General features: G+C 67.0%; 9 protein-coding genes. 7 read left to right on the top strand and 2 right to left on the bottom strand.

Annotated elements, in window-relative coordinates:
• The first annotated feature begins 104 nt into the window (after nucleotides 1–104).
• The 3 genes from JS536_RS05295 (at nucleotide 105) to JS536_RS05285 (ending at nucleotide 4364) form a co-directional block, all read left to right on the top strand.
• Complete coding sequence (locus tag JS536_RS05295; RefSeq protein WP_214356068.1) at nucleotides 105–1592, top strand: hypothetical protein; 1488 nt, start codon at nucleotides 105–107, stop codon at nucleotides 1590–1592.
• A 16-nt stretch (nucleotides 1593–1608) separates the two neighbouring features.
• Nucleotides 1609–2730 carry a histidinol-phosphate transaminase gene (gene hisC / locus JS536_RS05290; protein WP_214356067.1) on the top strand — a complete coding sequence of 374 codons (1122 nt, stop codon included), beginning with the start codon at nucleotides 1609–1611 and terminating at the stop codon, nucleotides 2728–2730.
• Nucleotides 2731–2816: 86 nt separating this feature from the next.
• Nucleotides 2817–4364 carry a hypothetical protein gene (locus tag JS536_RS05285; protein ID WP_214356066.1) on the top strand — a complete coding sequence of 516 codons (1548 nt, stop codon included), beginning with the start codon at nucleotides 2817–2819 and terminating at the stop codon, nucleotides 4362–4364.
• Nucleotides 4365–4379: 15 nt separating this feature from the next.
• On the opposite strand, the gene JS536_RS05280 is transcribed toward JS536_RS05285, so the two are convergent.
• Complete coding sequence (locus JS536_RS05280) at nucleotides 4380–5057, bottom strand: GntR family transcriptional regulator (protein WP_214356065.1); 678 nt, start codon at nucleotides 5055–5057, stop codon at nucleotides 4380–4382.
• A gap of 190 nt (nucleotides 5058–5247) precedes the next feature.
• Between JS536_RS05280 and JS536_RS05275 the strand changes: the two genes are divergently transcribed.
• Complete coding sequence (locus JS536_RS05275) at nucleotides 5248–6930, top strand: thiamine pyrophosphate-dependent enzyme (RefSeq protein WP_214356064.1); 1683 nt, start codon at nucleotides 5248–5250, stop codon at nucleotides 6928–6930.
• 62 nt (nucleotides 6931–6992) lie between these two features.
• Here JS536_RS05275 and JS536_RS05270 read toward each other — a convergent pair whose 3' ends face one another.
• Nucleotides 6993–7919: an AEC family transporter gene (locus JS536_RS05270; protein ID WP_214304768.1), complete on the bottom strand. Its 927-nt coding sequence runs from the start codon at nucleotides 7917–7919 to the stop codon at nucleotides 6993–6995.
• Between the two features lie 337 nt (nucleotides 7920–8256).
• Between JS536_RS05270 and clpB the strand changes: the two genes are divergently transcribed.
• The 3 genes from clpB to JS536_RS05255 all read left to right on the top strand — a co-directional run bounded on the left by clpB (nucleotide 8257) and on the right by JS536_RS05255 (nucleotide 13453).
• Nucleotides 8257–10926, top strand: coding sequence for an ATP-dependent chaperone ClpB (gene clpB, locus JS536_RS05265; protein ID WP_214356063.1), 2670 nt, complete (start codon nucleotides 8257–8259; stop codon nucleotides 10924–10926).
• 207 nt (nucleotides 10927–11133) lie between these two features.
• The gene (gluQRS, locus tag JS536_RS05260) at nucleotides 11134–12174 is read left to right on the top strand and encodes a tRNA glutamyl-Q(34) synthetase GluQRS (RefSeq protein ID WP_214356062.1); all 1041 of its coding nucleotides are present in this window, start codon (nucleotides 11134–11136) and stop codon (nucleotides 12172–12174) included.
• Between the two features lie 172 nt (nucleotides 12175–12346).
• Nucleotides 12347–13453 (top strand): glycerophosphodiester phosphodiesterase family protein, encoded by a 1107-nt coding sequence (locus JS536_RS05255; RefSeq protein WP_214356061.1) that lies wholly within the window; start codon nucleotides 12347–12349, stop codon nucleotides 13451–13453.
• The last annotated feature ends 86 nt before the right edge of the window (nucleotides 13454–13539 follow it).

Below are 13539 nucleotides of genomic sequence, written 5' to 3'. Positions count from 1 at the left end.
TCGGACAAACCCGTCGCCATGCAGCGAGGCGCGATGAAGCGTAATACGCACGACGCGCGGCAGCAAACGAAACGAACAACGGAATCAACGGAAATGAGGTAACGATGAGCGACGATTCCCGCCACCAGCCGGGCCCGGCCATGCCCGACGTGGACCAAGCGAAAACGTTGGCATTCACCAACGAAGCCGGCGAACAGGTGGACTACGAGGCCCGCGTGCGCCTGATCGACGTGCCGCGTTCGGACGAGGACCGCAGGCCGGTGGGCCGCATGTCCGTCACGTCGTTCGTGCGACTGTTCGACGGCTCGCCCGACCCCGCGCGCCCGGTGATGGCGCTGTTCAACGGCGGCCCGATCGTGGCCAGCACCGCGCTGCTGCTGTCCGGCATCGGCCCGAAGCGCGCCGCGTTCAGCGACGACCTCGACGCGCCGCTGCGCGACTCCTATCACCTCGTGGACAGCCCGTCCTCGCTGCTGACGGACTGCGACCTCATTGTCATGGACGCCATCGGCTGCGGCTACGGCCGCTACGAGGCGGACGTGGACGTGGAATCCAAGTACACGGCCCGCGAGGACGCGCGCCAGTTCGCCGAGGCGGCCGCCCGCTGGATGGTGCTGGAGGGCCGTGAGGCCTCGCCGCTGTACATCCTCGGCGAAAGCTACGGCACCGTGCGCGCCCCGCTCATGGCCAAGGCCATGCTGGAGCTCGCGGACACGCAGATCGCGCCCGCCGGCGTGGTGCTCATGGGCACCACCACGAACATCCAGGAGGTTCACGACCGCCTGCGTTCGGTGGTGGCCCCGGCCAGCTCGCTGCCGCTGATGGCCGCGGTCGCCTGGTATCACAAGCGCGGCTCGCTGGACGCCAAGGACTGGCGCGAGGCGGTGGACAAGGCGCGCGAATACGCCTACGGGCCGTACCTGAGCGCCCTGTACGCCGGCTCCCGACTGCCGCAGGCCCGGCGCGAGGCCGTGGCCGCCGAACTCGAACGCTTCACCGGCGTCAAGGCCGCCGCATGGCTCAAGAACCGTCTCAACATCTCCAAGGACCGCTTCCGCTCGATGTTGCTGGAGGACGAGGGCAAGGTCGTGGGCGTGTACGACGCCCGGTACGCCGCGCCCGCCTCGCCGATCTACCAGGTCGACCCGTCCGACAGCCGCGTGGGCCCGGTGCTGGCCGTCTGCGCGCACCGCTTCTACAACGACCTGCTCGGCGTGGACCGTGCGCTCACGCGCGTGGAGGCCCCCGGCGACGTCTGGTCCTCCTGGGACTGGAGCGTGGGCGGCCCCTCCGACTCGGTGCCGGAAGGTGCCAAGAAGTCGCCGTTCGACGAGTTCGACTATGCGGGCGCGCTGGAATACTGCCTGCAGCAGGTCGCCGGGTTCCGTCTCATGGTGGCCAACGGCTGCTACGACACCATCACCACGGTCGGTGCCTCGGACGCGCTCATCGCCTCGATGGACGCTCCGGAAGGCAGCGTGACGCAGCGCATCTACCCGGCCGGCCACATGACGTACACCGACCGCGAATCCGGCGTGGCGCTGAACCACGATCTCGCCGCGTTCGTCGCCTCTTCTGGCTCCCCTCGCTGAATAGAAAGGAATCATCATGACCAACACCGAAGGCATCGCCGCTTTCCGCCACAGGGAGGACCTCGCGTCCATCCCGGTCTACCGTCAGGGCAAGCCCGCGCCGACCGACCGTCGCGCGTTCAAGCTCTCCAGCAACGAGAACCCGTACGGTCCGCTGCCGTCCGTGATCGAGGCGATCGATAAGTCCGCCCTGACCTCGATGAACCGCTACCCGGACATGCACGGCTGGAAGGTGGTCGAGCGCCTCGCCAAGCGCTACGACGTCGACCCGGCCTCCATCATCCTGGGCGCCGGCTCCTCCGAGATCATCACCGAGCTCGTGGACGCCCTGACCGGCCCCGGCACCGAGGTCATCTACCCGTGGCGCAGCTTCGAGGCGTATCCGATCATCGTGCGCGGCGCCGGCGCCACTCCGGTCGAGGTGCCGCTGACCGCCGACCTGCGCCACGACATCCCCGCGATGATCGCCGCCGTGACCGACCGTACGCGCCTGATCATCGTGAACAACCCGAACAACCCCACCAGCACCACGGTCTCGCGCGAGGAGGCCGAACAGCTCATGGAGGCCGTGCCGAAGGACGTGGTGGTGCTCTTCGACGAGGCCTACTACCAGTTCAACACCGACCCGGATACCGAAGTGGCCATGGACCTCTTCCGCAAGTACCCGAACGTGGTGGTGGCCCACACCTTCTCCAAGGCGTACGGTCTGGCGGGCTTGCGCATCGGCTTCGGCATCGGCCCGGTGCCGGTCATCAACGAGATGAGCAAGGTGGCCCTGCCGTTCGCCGTCTCCGACGTGGCCCAGACCGCCGCGATTGCTTCCCTGGACGCCCAGGACGAGCTTGACGTGCGCGTCAAGGACCTCATCGCCGAGCGTTCCCGCATCATCGAGGCGCTTGAGGCGCAGGGCTGGCACGTGCCGCCCTCGGGCGCGAACTACTTCTGGCTGCAACTGGGCGACCTCACCGACGCCGTGGCCGAAAAGCTCACCGAGGCCGGCGTCATCGCCCGCGTGTTCTCCGGCTGCGGCATCCGCATCTCCATCGGCACGCACGAGGCCAACGATCTGGTCATCGAGACCTGCGCGAACGTTATCAAGGAGCTGCCGGCCGCCGCGGAACAGTGGGGTGCCCAGTGAGCGGGGCGGGGGAGGAATCCCGCGGAACCTGCGGGTGCGCCTGTGATAAGGGCTGTACGAGTGAGTCGACTGCAGCCGTCGCTCCCGTGACGCAAGCGCCCGCCTGCGCCGGTTCGACGCCGAGCGTTACTGCCAACGTCGCGGCCAACGCCGCCCCAGAAGGCTTCGTCGCCCACCCGGCCCCGGCCTCGCGCGCCCTCACCTGGACGGACGGCCGGTCGACCATCGACTACACCGCCACCGCCGGCCACCTCGACATCCGTGAGAACGATGGCAGCCCGATCGCCTCGCTGTTCGTCATCTCGTACGTGGCCGACGCCGTCTCCGGCGACGCGGCCCCGGCCGGACCGGACCGCCCGGTGACGTTCCTGTTCAACGGCGGCCCCGGCTCCTCCAGCGTGTGGCTCAACACCGGCGGCTTCGGCCCGAAGAAGGCCCCGTCGATGGCCCCGCTGCCCTCCGGCGCCGCGCCGTACCCCATCGAGGACAACCCGTACACGCTGCTGCGTCGCTCCGACCTGGTGTTCATCGACGCCCCGGAGACCGGCTGGTCGGCCATGGCTCCCGGCGTGCCCACCTCCCGCGCGTGGGGCGTGGACCAGGACGCGGACGTGTTCTGCCGCGCCGTGGTGGACTGGATCGCTGCGAACGGCCGGTGGAACGCGCCGAAGTACCTGTTCGGCGAATCCTATGCCACCACCCGCGTGGCGGTCATGGCCAACATGATCCAGAACCGCTGCATCGACCTGAACGGCGTGGTCATGCTCTCCAACCTGCTCGACTGGGCGGGCGACCAGGCCGGTTCGGACGCCGGATACATCAACCTCATCCCCTCGTACGCGGCCGCCGCGGCCTACCACAAGGCGCTCGCGGGCGGTGCGGACGCGGCGGAGGCCAACGCCGCCGTGACCGACGACCTGATGCAGCGTGCCGAGGACTTCGCGCTGGGCGACTACGCCGCCGCGCTGGTTCAGGGCGACCGTCTACCGGCCGACCGCGAACGCGAGGTGGCCGAACGTCTGTCCGCTCTGATCGGCGTGGACGCCGGCGTACTGCTGCGCCGTCACCTGCGGCTTGACATGGAGGACTTCCGCGCCGCGCTGCGTGCGGACGAAGGCAAGATGATCGGCCGTTTCGACGCCCGGTTCGTGGCGGACAACGACTACGTGGTGGGCTCCGGCGGCGCCGACCCGGCCACCAACGACGCTGCCACCGCCGGCGTGAACTCCGCGGAGACCTGCGCCTTCCGCGCCGCCGTGCGCGAGATCGGATACGAGTGGAACCGCCCGTATCTGGTGCTCAACAACATGCAGGTGGAGCCGAACTGGAACTGGGTGCATCGGGCTCCCGCGGTGGACGAGCCGATGAATTGCCCGAACACGGCCCTGGACCTCTCCGCGGCCATGCGGCGTAACCCGTTGCTCAAGGTGGCGGTGATGGGCGGCAAGTATGACCTCGCCTGCCCGTACCTGTCCGCCCGCAACGACATCGCGCACCTGTTCCTGGCCCCGAGGCTCAAGGCGAACATCTCCTATGGCCTATACGCCACCGGCCACATGGCCTACGTGGACGCCGCCGCGCTCGCCGCGATGGACGCCGACCTGACCGCCTTCTACCGCGACGGGCGGTTCTAGCGGGCTAACGGACCGTCACGCCTTGACCATGCGGTGATCGTGCAGGACGGCGTCCACACGGTCATCCGCACGGTCGGCGATGACGTCGATGAGCGCCAGATGGATCTTCAGACGGTCATCGCTGTCCGGCACGAAGCCGGTGACGCCCAGCGTGGGATCCGCGCCTTCGGCCAAAATGTAATCCACGAGGTTCTGATAGAAGCTGCGCAGCATGAGGTTCGGCGTGATGTCCGCGATGCGCCGGTGCAGCTGCCAGTTCAGCTCCTCGCTGGCCGGCGTATGCCATTGGGCGATAAGCGGTTCGCGCATGGCGTTCAAGTCGGCCACGTCCTGTTCGGTGCGGCAGCGGACCGCGTCGTGCATGACCTGCGTATCCAGTCCGTCCAGCACCTCCACCGCATTGTTCACGTCGATCTTGCGCTGCGATTTCAGGTCCACGATCTCCATGGCGAGACGGGACAGCGGCGGCTGGTCGGCCACGAAGATGCCGCCCTTGGGGCCGGGCTTGACGATGACGATCCGCCGTTCGCGCAGGATGCGCAGCGCTTCGTTCAGGGTGGCGGGGGCCACGTTGAACTGCTGCAGCAGCTCGGTCTTGGTGCCGATGCGGCGGCCCGCCGGCAGGTGCCGCGCGCGGATGTCCTCCTCGATGGCGTCGGCCACGGTGCCGGATACCGATTGCGTGACGGTCATTGTTCCCCTCCTTGACCGGGCGTCGATGACATGACGGCCTTCCCAGCGTACCGTCTTCCGCGCGTGCGCGTCACATGCTGGATGGCCCGACCGGCCCGTAACCTTATTCGTAATAATCATTATTATAGTTACTCGGTGTATGTTACCGGACGATCGCATCGTCCGAAAAACACTTGATTGAGGAGGATCGATGACCAGATTCACCACCGGCGGCGACGCCCTCGCCGAATCCCTGATCGCCCAAGGCGTGGACACCATCTTCGGCATCCCCGGCGTGCAGCTGGACGCCGCGTGCGACGCGCTCTACTACCGCAAGAGCCAGATCCACTACATCTGCGCCCGCAACGAGCAGGCCGTGACCTACATGGCGGACGGCTACGCCCGCAGCTCCGGCCGCGAGGGCGTGGGCATGGTGGTGCCCGGACCGGGCGTGCTCAACGCGCTTGCCGGCCTGGCCACCGCATACTCCACCAACTCGCGCGTGCTGCTCATCTGCGGCCAGGTGGACAAGTGCCAGATCGGCAAGGGCGACGGCGTGCTCCACGAGCTGCCCGACCAGACCGGCATCATCGCCCGCCTGTGCAAGTGGCATGCGCTGGCCGAGAACGCCGAGGACATTCCCGGACTGGTCGCCGAGGCGTTCCGCCAGTTGCGTAGCGGCCGTCCGCGCCCGGTGGTGCTCGAGATTCCGCCGGACGTGCTCGCCGCGCCGATTCCGGCCGACCTCGCGATTCCCGCGTACGTCGAGCCCACGCCGGTGCAGCCGGATGCGGACGTGCTCAAGCAGGCCGCGGAGCGTATCGCCAAGGCCGAGCGTCCGCTGATCTACGCGGGCGGCGGCGTGCGCGCGGCCGGTGCCTCCGAGGAGCTGACCGCGCTGGCCCACCTGCTGGGAGCCCCTGTGGTGGTCACCGAAAACGGCCGCGGCGACATCGACGCCGACGACCCGCTGGCCTTCGACCAGGTGGTCTTCCGCAAGCTGCGCGAGACCGCTGACCTTATCATCGCGGTCGGTTCGCGCTTCGTGGGCAGCTTCGGCGGCGAACTCAACGTGAACGGCGTGCCGTACATCTGCATCAACGCGGATGAGGCGGACCTGAGCGGGCCGCGTCATCCCGAAATCGCCGTGTACGCGGATGCCAAGCCGGCGCTGGCGGGGCTCGTCGCCCTGCTTGGCTCGGACGGCCTCGACTACCAGCCGGGCGACCGGACCGCGGAAATCGCCGCCGCGCGCGACTGGAGCGACAAGACCCTCGCCCAGCTCGACCCGCAGCGCGAATACCTCGACGTCATCGGCCGCGTGCTCGGCAAGGACGGCGTGTTCGTCAGCGAATACACGCAAATCGGCTATGCGGCCGCCATCTGCATGCCGCGTCACAGTCCCGAGACCTACATCGGCCCCGGCTACGAAGGCACGCTCGGCTTCGGATTCGCCACCTCGCTCGGCGTGCAGGCCGCGGCCCCGGACCGCCGCGTGGTCTCCGTGAACGGCGACGGCGGCTTCTCCTGGACCATGCAGGAACTGTCCACCATGCGCCGCTTCGGCCTGGCCGTGGCGACCGTGGTGTTCAACGACGGCTACTACGGCAACGTGCGCCGCATCCAGAACGGCAACTACGGTGGCCGCGTGTTCTCCTCCGACCTCACCGACCCGGACTACATGAAGCTCGCCGAGGCGTTCGGCATCGCCCACGCGCGCGCCTTCGACCCGGAGGAGCTGGGCCGTGAATTGGAGAAGGCGCTCGCCAGCCGCACGCCCACGTTGATTGAGGTGCCGGTGGCGAACTTCCCCTCGCCGTGGAACCTCGTGCACGAGGGCATCCCGACCCCGCCGGCGCTGCCGCCGCACGCCGACCGCGTGCCGCGTGAGTAACGCCTGCGACTCCCCTCAGTCTCACTTCGTTCGACAGCTCCCCTCAAAGAGGGGAGCCAGAATCAGCTCGGCAGCACGGCGTGCAGCGCGGTCATCACCACGAGGCTGATAATTGCCGTCACGGTCAGGGAGAAACCGGCGAGCTTGGCGTTGCCGGTGAGCGAGTCGGTGAACTTGGTGGAGAATATCGTGATCGGGGCGAAGGCACCCAGCACGATGATCTCCCTGATGCGCATGCTGAACGGCAGCAGGAACCACGCGGCCACCGCGATGATCACGCCGAACACCGCGCGCCAGCCGATTACCTTGAGCAGTTCCATGCGGTCCTTGCGATTATCCGGAATCTCCATCATGAGTCCGATCATGGCCATCGCACAGAAGGCATTCGCGTTGGCGAACGGGGTGATGAGCGTCACGATGGGCTGCGGGATCGTGATGTGCAGGAACATGAACACCAGCATCAGCATGTAGATGTCGAACGAAATCGAGCCCAGGAAATCACGCGCGATGTTGCGCAGGCGCAGGCTCAACGGCAGCGACTTGAAGTTCTCGTCCATCTTCAGCAGCGTGCGGGTGATGGTCAGGGAACCGGCCGTGGCCACGGTGGCGTTGCCGATATCCAGCATGATGATGGGCAGGCCGGCCGAGGCGCCCATGAACGTCTGCACCACCGGCAGGCAGAATGCGCCCAGGTTCAGGCCTGAGGCGTTGAGCATCTGGAAGGCGCGGTAGTTCTTCTCGTCGCCGCGCGAGCCGAGATAGACGATGAACAGCGGGATCGCGCACGCGAAGAAGCCGAACAGCACGATCCACAGCATGCGCATGTCGTGCTTGTTGGTGGCGAACGAGAGGATGATCGCGCACGGCAGCGTGAGGTTGAACACCAGTCCCTGCGCCACCTTGTAGTCGCGCTCGCCGAAGATATGCAGGTGCTTGAGTAGGTAGGGGACGATGATGGCGAGCAGCAGCGCGCCGGATTGGAAAATCATGATGTGCTTCTCTCTGTCTCGCCCGTCGGCGAAGGCCGCTGGTTGCACAGTCTAGGAGCGGGTGTGCATGATGCGCCCGTCACGCTCACGTGGTGGCTGCTCGGAATGGCGGCGACGATGGGACTCGGGGCCGCCGCTACAGCCGCGATGTAAAACTTGAGTCACCTTCGCTCAACTTTTGGGAATAGAATGGGCGGCGGACGGGTTGAGAGTGTCAGAACATGACACGAATGCCCATGAAGGACGTGCGGTCGGGTTCGGCCGGGCCGCAAGGTTCGGCAATCCGGCCGCACGGCCCCGCGAACGGGCATACAAGAAGACTTTGGAGGAACACATCATGGAACAGAAGTTCACCACCATGGCCCAAGAGGCCGTCGGCGACGCCATTCAGAGTGCGTCCGCCGCAGGAAACGCGCAGGTCGAGACCCTGCATGTGATGGATGCGCTGCTGCGCCAGGAGAACGGCGTGGTGCGCTCGCTCATCGAGGCCGCGGGCGGCAACGCGCAGGCCATCGGCGCCGCCGTGCGCAACGCCTTGGTCGCGCTGCCCAGCGCCTCCGGCTCCACCACCTCGCAGCCGCAGGCCAGCCGTCAGCTGACCGCCGCCATCGCGCAGGCCGAGAAGGAAATGCAGGCCATGGGCGACGAATACGTCTCCACCGAGCACCTGCTCATCGGCATCGCGGCCAGCAAGCCGAACCAGTCGGCCGAGATTCTGGAGAAGAACGGCGTCACCGCGGCGGCCCTGCGCAAGGCCGTGCCGAGTGTGCGCGGCGGTGCCAAGGTGACCAGCCCGGACGCGGAAGGCTCGTACAAGGCCCTGGAGAAGTACTCCACCGACCTGACGGCCGCCGCCAAGGAAGGCAAGCTTGACCCGGTGATCGGCCGTGACCAGGAGATTCGCCGTGTGATCCAGATCCTGTCCCGTCGTACCAAGAACAACCCGGTGCTGATCGGCGAGCCCGGCGTGGGCAAGACCGCTGTCGTGGAGGGCCTGGCCCAGCGTATCGTGGCGGGCGACGTGCCCACCACCCTGCAGGGCAAGAAGCTCATCAGCCTTGACTTGGGCTCCATGGTGGCCGGCTCGAAGTACCGTGGCGAGTTCGAGGAGCGCCTGAAGGCCGTCTTGAACGAGATCAAGAACGCCAACGGCCAGATCATCACGTTCATCGATGAGATCCACACCATCGTGGGCGCGGGTGCAGCCGAAGGCTCCATGGACGCCGGCAACATGCTCAAGCCCATGCTGGCCCGTGGCGAGCTGCGCCTGATCGGCGCCACCACCCTGGACGAGTACCGCGAGAACATCGAGAAGGATCCGGCACTGGAGCGTCGTTTCCAGCAGGTGTACGTGGGCGAGCCGTCCGTGGAGGACACCATCGCCATCCTGCGTGGCCTGAAGCAGCGTTACGAGGCGCACCACAAGGTCACGATCGGCGACGACGCGCTGGTGGCCGCCGCCACCCTGTCCAACCGGTACATCTCCGGCCGTCAGCTGCCTGACAAGGCCATCGACCTGGTCGACGAGGCCGCCGCGCACCTGCGTATGGAGCTCGATTCCTCCCCGGAGGAGATCGATGAGCTGCAGCGTAAGGTGACTCGTCTCGAGATGGAGGAGATGCAGCTCAAGAAGGCCGAGGATCCGGCATCCAAGGAGCGCTTGGGCAAGCTGCAGGCTGAACTCGCGGACACCCGTGAGAAGCTCAGCGGCCTCAAGGCGCGTTGGGATACGGAGCAGGCCGGCCATAACAAGGTGGGCGAGCTGCGCGCCAAGCTCGATGACCTGCGAGTGCAGGCGGACAAGTTCACCCGCGAGGGCAACCTGGCCGAAGCTTCGAAGATCCTCTACGGCGAGATTCCGTCGATTCAGAAGGAACTCTCCGCCGCCGAGAACGCGGATGCCGAGTCCAAGGACACCGGCTCCAGCGACCCGGCCAACGAGCCGATGGTCCCGGACCGCGTGGACGCCGACTCCGTGGCCGAGATCGTCTCCGACTGGACCGGCATCCCCGTCGGCCGCCTGATGCAGGGCGAGAACGAGAAGCTCCTGCACATGGAGGACTACCTCGGCAAGCGCGTGATCGGTCAGACGGAGGCCATCCAGGCCGTGTCCGACGCCGTGCGCCGCTCGCGTGCCGGCATCTCCGACCCGAACCGCCCGACCGGCTCGTTCCTGTTCCTCGGCCCCACCGGCGTGGGCAAGACCGAGCTCGCCAAGGCGCTCGCGGACTTCCTGTTCGACGACGAGAAGGCCATGGTGCGCATCGACATGTCCGAGTACATGGAGAAGGCGTCCGTGTCCCGCCTGATCGGCGCGGCCCCCGGCTACGTGGGCTACGAGCAGGGCGGCCAGCTGACCGAGGCCGTGCGTCGTCGTCCGTATTCCGTGGTGCTGTTCGACGAGGTCGAGAAGGCCAACCCCGAGATCTTCGACGTGCTGCTGCAGGTGCTCGATGACGGCCGTCTGACCGATGGCCAGGGCAGGACCGTGGACTTCAAGAACACGATTCTGATTATGACCTCCAACCTCGGCTCGCAGTTCCTGGTGAACGAGGACATGGATCCGGACGCCAAGAAGAAGGCCGTGATGGACGCGGTCCACATGAACTTCAAGCCGGAGTTCCTGAACCGTCTGGATGACATCGTCATGTTCCACCCGCTCACCCGCGAGGAGCTTGGCGGCATCGTGGACATCCAGGTCAAGGCCGTGGCCCAGCGCCTGACCGACCGCCGCATCACGCTCGACGTGACCGACTCCGCCCGCGAGTGGCTGGCCAACACCGGCTACGATCCGGCCTACGGCGCCCGTCCGCTGCGTCGCCTGGTGCAGACCGAGGTGGGCGACCAGCTGGCCCGCATGCTGCTGGCCGGCAAGGTCCACGACGGCGACACCGTGCTGGTCGACCAGACCGGCGGCGAGCATCTGGAGCTCTCCGCCTGGGCGAGCGACCAGATCGTCGGCGACGACCCGGACGTGAACGTGGACGACGTCACCGCCGACAAGTGACGGTGATTGCGCCGGCTCGATTGACGTCGATGCCGGTATGAACCCCGAAAATGGTGGTTGCGGATTCCCGCAGCCACCATTTTTTATTGGCCAAGAACACAAGGGCCATGTCAATCTTGATTGGACAGGGCCTAGGCTTTCCGCGCGGTACATGTCGGTGAATACTGTGTCAGGAAGCTGCGAACGTTACACACGAAAGGGAAAGCCATGACCGGACGATTCGCGCCCACGCCGTCGGGGCGCATGCACATCGGCAACGTGTACGCCATGCTGGGCGCCTGGCTGTCCGCCCGTGCGCGCGGCGAACGTATGCTGTTGCGCATCGAGGACGTGGACAAGCCCCGCGTCATCGCCGGTGCCGACCAGCTCATGATGGACGACCTGCACTGGCTCGGCCTCGACTGGGACAACGCCGAGCCCATGTTCCAATCCCGCCGTACCGAGCGCTACGAGTACGCGCTCGAATGCCTGCGTTCGGCCGGCGTGGTTTACCCGTGTTTCTGCTCGCGCGCGGACATCCGCGCCGCATCCGCCCCCAACGAGGGCGACGGTTTCATGGTCTATCCCGGCACCTGCCGCCGCTTGCTGCGTGACCACCCCGACGAGGTCCGCGAGCGACTGTCCCGCGGCGACCAGCACTCCCTGCGCATCGCCATGCCCGAGGCGGGGGAGCAGGCGGATGCGGAATCCGTCGCCCGATTCGATGATTGCGTCTGCGGCCCGCAACGCTACGACCTGCCGCGCGAGGTGGGCGATTCGGTGATTCGCCGGGCCGACGGGCTGTTCGGCTACCAGTTGGTCGTGGTGGTGGACGATCTGGACATGGGCGTCGATGACATCGTTCGCGGACGTGACCTGCTGCGATCCACCGCCCTGCAGATGTGGATTCGCCGGTGTCTGCTTGCCGGCGGCTTCGAGCCGGAATGCGGTGACGCGCCATCCCGCCAACAGTCCCTAGTCAACCCCACCTACGCGCATCTGCCGCTCATCGACAACGCGGCCGGCCGTCGCCTCGCCAAACGCGAACGTTCGCTGGACCTGGGCGCCCTGCGCGCCCGCGGCGTCACCCCCGAACAGATCATCGGCTACTGCGCCTGGCTGTTGCGTGCGCAAACCACGCCCGAACCATGCCGGGCCGACGAACTGCTGGGCGGGTTCAGCTGGGCGCCGCTACGCGCCGACCACCCCGACCGCGCGCTCGACCCGGCAGCTCCCACCACTCCGGACTGGCTGGCATCCGCGTTGTGACGCAGTTGGGTCGCGTCCGGCGCACCGGATATGCGATGCCGATGAAGGCCAACGGAATTGCGGTCATCGTCTCCCTGATCGGCGTCCGAATTCATCGAACGTTCATGGACGTCGCATGCCGGTGAATAGGGGAGCGGCGGTAATCTGATACCACCGCAACGGAAGGATCGTAATGTCGAAATTCTTGAGGAATGCGGCTCTGGCCGGCGTCGCCGCCGCAGGTGCCGCCGTGTGGGCCCTCGCCCCGCGCACGTTCAATGACAAGCGTCGCAACTTCGTGCCCTCCATCCCGGACGTCTGGTACGCGCACCGTGGCCTGCACGACGCCGGTTCCGGTCTGGTCAGCGCCGATGATCTGGAGTCGTATGGCGGCGACAACCCGGTCAGCGCGCAGGCCGACTCCACCGCCCTCTCCATGGCCGAGAACAAGGAATACGTGGCGCTCGCCCGCGAGATGGCGCTCAAGGCCGGCTACGGTTCGGCCGACGTGACCGGCCCGCTCGCCCCCGAGAACTCGCTGGCCGCCTTCGCCGCCGCCTGCGAGGCCGGCTACGGCATTGAACTCGATTTGCAGCTCACGCTCGATGGCCAGGTGGTCGTGGTCCATGACGCCGACCTGATGCGCGTGGCCGGCGATCCGCGCCGCATCGAGGACCTGACCTACGACGAGCTGACCCGCATCCCGCTCTTTCCGAACGGCAGGCCCGGCGACCTCAAGGCCGCGCCGCTGCCGGGTGCCGAACAGAACCCGCCGCTGGTGGTCACGCCGTCCGCCGCGCCCGAAGGCTACTACCAGCACGTGCCGCTGTTCTCCGACGTGCTGGCCGTGGTGGCCGGCCGCGCGCCGCTCATCGTGGAGTACAAGTTCAGCGACAACGCCGCATGGAACGCGCGCACCGAGGAACTGATGGAGAAGGGCCATGCGCTGCTCGCCGATTATGACGGCCCGTACGTCATCGAATCCTTCCACCCGGGCGCGGTGAACTGGTACAAGGAACATCACCCCGAGGTGTGCCGCGGTCAGCTGAGCTGGCCGGCCAAGCTGCAGGAGAACGGTCCCGCCGAATGGGCCGCCGGTCTGCTGGCGTTCGATTGGCTGTCCCGCCCCGATTTCGTGGCCTACGACTGGACGGGCGGCGCCTCGCCGCAGGTCCGTCTGGCCCGTTCGATGGGTGCCACCGCGGTCTCGTGGACCGTGCGCAGCTCCGACGAGCTCGCCAAGTGCGACCGGTACTTCGACCGCCACATCTTCGAGGCGTTCGTGCCCGACGCGCAGTGATGCGCATTCCCATGGTGTAGAGGACTTTTCCTACACCATGGGCCGCCCTCATTTTCGGCTCCCCTTGTCAGGGGAGCTGTCAGCGA

It is taken from the genome of Bifidobacterium sp. SO4, from assembly GCF_018555355.1.
GTDB lineage: Bacteria > Actinomycetota > Actinomycetes > Actinomycetales > Bifidobacteriaceae > Bifidobacterium > Bifidobacterium miconisargentati.
The sequence above is the reverse complement of the archived record's forward strand: the minus strand, read 5'-3'. Positions and strand labels throughout refer to the sequence as shown.

What these genes read in the sequence shown, in the direction of transcription:
- JS536_RS05295 (WP_214356068.1), top strand. Translation starts at nt 105, where the DNA reads ATGAGCGACGATTCCCGCCACCAGCCGGGCCCGGCCATGCCCGACGTG.
- hisC (WP_214356067.1), top strand. Translation starts at nt 1,609, where the DNA reads ATGACCAACACCGAAGGCATCGCCGCTTTCCGCCACAGGGAGGACCTC.
- JS536_RS05280 (WP_214356065.1), bottom strand. Translation starts at nt 5,057, where the DNA reads ATGACCGTCACGCAATCGGTATCCGGCACCGTGGCCGACGCCATCGAG.
- JS536_RS05275 (WP_214356064.1), top strand. Translation starts at nt 5,248, where the DNA reads ATGACCAGATTCACCACCGGCGGCGACGCCCTCGCCGAATCCCTGATC.
- JS536_RS05270 (WP_214304768.1), bottom strand. Translation starts at nt 7,919, where the DNA reads ATGATTTTCCAATCCGGCGCGCTGCTGCTCGCCATCATCGTCCCCTAC.
- clpB (WP_214356063.1), top strand. Translation starts at nt 8,257, where the DNA reads ATGGAACAGAAGTTCACCACCATGGCCCAAGAGGCCGTCGGCGACGCC.
- gluQRS (WP_214356062.1), top strand. Translation starts at nt 11,134, where the DNA reads ATGACCGGACGATTCGCGCCCACGCCGTCGGGGCGCATGCACATCGGC.
- JS536_RS05255 (WP_214356061.1), top strand. Translation starts at nt 12,347, where the DNA reads ATGTCGAAATTCTTGAGGAATGCGGCTCTGGCCGGCGTCGCCGCCGCA.